This window comes from Nocardiopsis sp. JB363 (assembly GCF_900143625.1).
In the GTDB taxonomy this organism is placed as follows: Bacteria; Actinomycetota; Actinomycetes; order Streptosporangiales; family Streptosporangiaceae; genus Nocardiopsis.
Map to the genome: position 1 here is coordinate 1 of NZ_FRFF01000130.1, position 3,261 is coordinate 3,261.

Consider the following 3,261-nt stretch of genomic DNA (forward strand, 5'->3'; position numbering starts at 1 on the left):
ACCTCACCCTCACCGACCACCCCACCCTGGCCCGCACCGCCGACCGCATCCTGCTCTTCCACCACGACCGCGTCACCGAAACCGGCACCCACCGCCAACTCCTCCTCCGCGGCGGCGCCTACGCACGCCTGTACGCCCTCCAAAGCACACGACCCCTACACTGAGCACCGTGGCACGCCCAACCAAGGAACTCACCGTCGGCCAGGTCTCCCAACGCGCCGGAGTGGCCGTCTCCGCCCTGCACTTCTACGAACGCCAGGGCCTCATCCACAGCCGCCGCACCGCGGGCAACCAACGCCGCTACCACCGAGACACCCTGCGCCGCGTCGCCTTCATCCGCATCTCCCAACGCGTGGGACTACCCCTGGCCCGCATCCGCCAGGCCCTCGAACGGCTCCCCGAGAACCGCACCCCCACCCGCGACGACTGGGCCTCGGTCTCCGCCCAATGGCGCGACGAACTCGACACCCGCATCGCCCAACTCATCCGCCTGCGCGACGACCTGACCGGATGCATCGGCTGCGGCTGCCTGTCCCTGAGCTCGTGCACCCTCTCCAACCCCGACGACGAACTCGCCGCCGCCGGCCCCGGCCCCCGCCGCCTCATGGTCGAGCACCTCACCGAACCCGACACGGGGCTTTGAGCAGCACTCCAACAGCCGATCGCCTGAGCGCCTCGCCCCGGGCGGATCCACCGCCATCCAGCGTTCCGATGCCGGTGACACCGATCTGCCCCGCACACTCGTCACGGTTCGACCGCTCTGGGTCGGTCACCGGCCGGTGGGCCCTCCTTCGCGGCCCATGCCGGGTGGCCCTGCTCCTCCCTGGGGGCCAGAGCGGGCCCTAGTCCAGGACCACGACGTGTTTACCGGGGCGCACGCCGGTTTCCAGGCCCTGTTGTGCCTGTCCGACCTGTTCGAGGCCGTGATAGGTCCCGGCGAGGATGACGGGGAGCGAGCCGTCTTCGATGGCGGCCGGCTGTGAGGCGAACACCTCGGTGGGAAGGTCGGTGGCCTGCCCCGCGTAACTGGTCAAACGCACCCCGGTGGGGATGGAGAAGGGGGAGGAGTCCGCGATGGTCCACCCCCCGGAAACAGGGTGAACCCGCAGGTCGACCAGGGTAGGAAGCCCTGAGGGGCCACGCGCGGCGGCGTCCGGGCGCAGGTCCGGTCCGAGCTCGGAGACGACCAGGTCAAGGAGGGCGACCGTGGACGGTGCGACCTTGCAGGAGAGAGCCGAACAGCATGCTCGCGAGCTGCCCGACACGGTGTCGGGTGAGTTCTTCGGTCCGGGCTACGAGGTCTTCAAGGTCCGGGGCAAGGTGTTCATGCTCATGACCGAAGTCCCGGGCCGACCGGTGGTGATCATCAAGTCCGACCCCGAGGAGTCCAAGGCCCTGCGCCAAGACCACGACGACATCAGCCCCGGATACCACATGAACAAGAAGCACTGGATCACCCTGGCCCCGGGCGGCTCGATCAACACCTCCCTCGTCCAGGAGCTGGTGGCCGAGTCCTACCGTTTGGTGGTGTCCAACCTGCCTCGTGCCGAGCGCCCCGTGGACCCCGACCGGTTCCAGACCCGCGGATGAGCGGGACTCTGACGAACACAGGGTTCCAGGAGATCGACCGCCCCACCCCGCCCACCACCGCTGGATCGCCGCGCGGGTTTCCGTTCGGATGTTCCTCCACCCACAGATCGTCGCGAACCTAGCCGAAACCGCCGCGTAGGCGGCAGACTCGGCGTATGCGACGAACATGGGTGCGACTCCTCGCTGTCGGCGGGACGGCTCTGCTGGTGGTGTGGGTGGCTTCCTTGTTCCTGCCCGGGCTCCAGGAGCTCTCCTGGGCCGCAGGCACCAGCTCCTTCGTCCTGGCCGCCGTAGCCATGGCCCTGGCCTGGACACCCTCAAAACGCGCCTCCACCTCTCTGGCGCAGACGCCCGCACCGGCGCCGGCGGGTGAGCAGGTCGACAACCGCATGGGCGACAACCACGGGGTCTCCATCCAGGCCGGCGCCATCCACGGACCGGTCACCGTGAACACCCCACCCGCACAGGCGGGGGCGCCGGTGCCGGGCTGGGTCGAGGTGGCTCTGCCCGTTCACCAGGCCGATGCCCGTGACCTGGGCGTGCACGAAGCCCTTCCCGGCCCTGACGGCGCAGGCCTACCGCCCTATATGGCGCGGGATGTGGACACCGAGCTCGACCGGCGTCTGCAAGCGGCTGCGGCCTCACCGCGTGGGGGTCTGGTGTTGGTGGCCGGCGCCTCCACCGCGGGCAAGACCCGCACCCTGGCCGCCGCGCTGGCCCGCACCCTGCCCGACCGGATGCTGGTGGCCCCGCCCGAGGACACCGACCTGCGCTCCCTTCCCGCCTGGCTCCAGGAGAGAACCAAGCGCAACCCACAGGGGTGGGTGGTGTGGTTGGACGATCTGGACCGCCACCTGAGCTCCTCGGGGCTGACCCCGGCCCTGGTCGCTGAACTGGGCCGGACCGGCGCGTTGGTGGCCGCCACCATCCGGCGGGAGCGGCTTGATTCCCTGCGCCCGAGCGCCACCGACCCTGCCCCTGGCTCGGAGAAGGCGGGGTATGCGGTACTCAAGACCTCACCGGTCGTCGTCAACCGCCGCTGGAGCCTGCCCGAGCGCGAACGCGCCCGTGCCAGCGCAAACGAGCGCCTGGTCCAGGCTGCGGCCGATGAACGCTTCGGTGTGGCCGAGCAGCTGGCAGCCGGCCCCCTGCTGCAACAGGCCTGGCGCGATGGCCCCGACAGCGGCCACCCTCGTGGGTATGCACTGGTGGCCGCAGCCGTGGGCCTGGCCCAAGCCGGAGTGTCCAGCTCTTTGACCCGCGAACAGCTCCACACCGCCCACAGCGCCTACCTGCCCGACCCACCTCCCCTGCCTGAGGAGACCGACCGGGCCTGGGAGTGGGCGACGCAACCCCGGAGCGGTCTGGCCGGTTTACTGGTGCCTGCCGACCACGACGGCCTCCGGTGGCGGGCCTTTGACTACCTCACCCTGCCCCGCCCCCTGCCCGAAGCGGTGTGGCAGAGCGCTCTGGAGGCGGCCACCGACCAGGACCGCCTCGACGTCGGTCTCACGGCCTACCACGCAGACCGGGCCGACATCGCCGAAAGCACCTGGCTCCGTGTCGCCCAAGAGGGCAACTCCCTCGCCATGTTCAACCTCGGACACCTTCTAGAAAGGCGTGGTGAGACCGACGAGGCCGAGCACTGGTACCGACGCGCCGCCCAGCAGG

4 protein-coding genes are annotated in these 3,261 nt (G+C 70.3%); 3 read left to right on the forward strand and 1 reads right to left on the reverse strand.

Translation table 11 applies throughout. From position 1 onward, the window contains the following. Positions 1 to 169 precede the first annotated feature (169 nt). On the forward strand, positions 170 to 643 hold the full coding sequence (soxR, locus tag BQ8420_RS19125; protein ID WP_087100509.1) for a redox-sensitive transcriptional activator SoxR: 474 nt from the start codon (positions 170 to 172) through the stop codon (positions 641 to 643). Positions 644 to 842: 199 nt separating this feature from the next. Here the strand turns inward: soxR and BQ8420_RS19130 are convergent, their stop codons facing one another. Further along, positions 843 to 1,034, reverse strand: coding sequence for a hypothetical protein (locus BQ8420_RS19130; RefSeq protein ID WP_143847422.1), 192 nt, complete (start codon positions 1,032 to 1,034; stop codon positions 843 to 845). A 172-nt stretch (positions 1,035 to 1,206) separates the two neighbouring features. On the opposite strand from BQ8420_RS19130, the gene BQ8420_RS19135 reads away from it, so the two are divergent. Further along, the gene (locus BQ8420_RS19135; RefSeq protein ID WP_087100511.1) at positions 1,207 to 1,590 is read left to right on the forward strand and encodes an MmcQ/YjbR family DNA-binding protein; all 384 of its coding nucleotides are present in this window, start codon (positions 1,207 to 1,209) and stop codon (positions 1,588 to 1,590) included. Between the two features lie 155 nt (positions 1,591 to 1,745). Further along, positions 1,746 to 3,261: sel1 repeat family protein (locus BQ8420_RS19140; protein WP_235006367.1), on the forward strand; the 1,516-nt coding region annotated here is incomplete at its 3' end.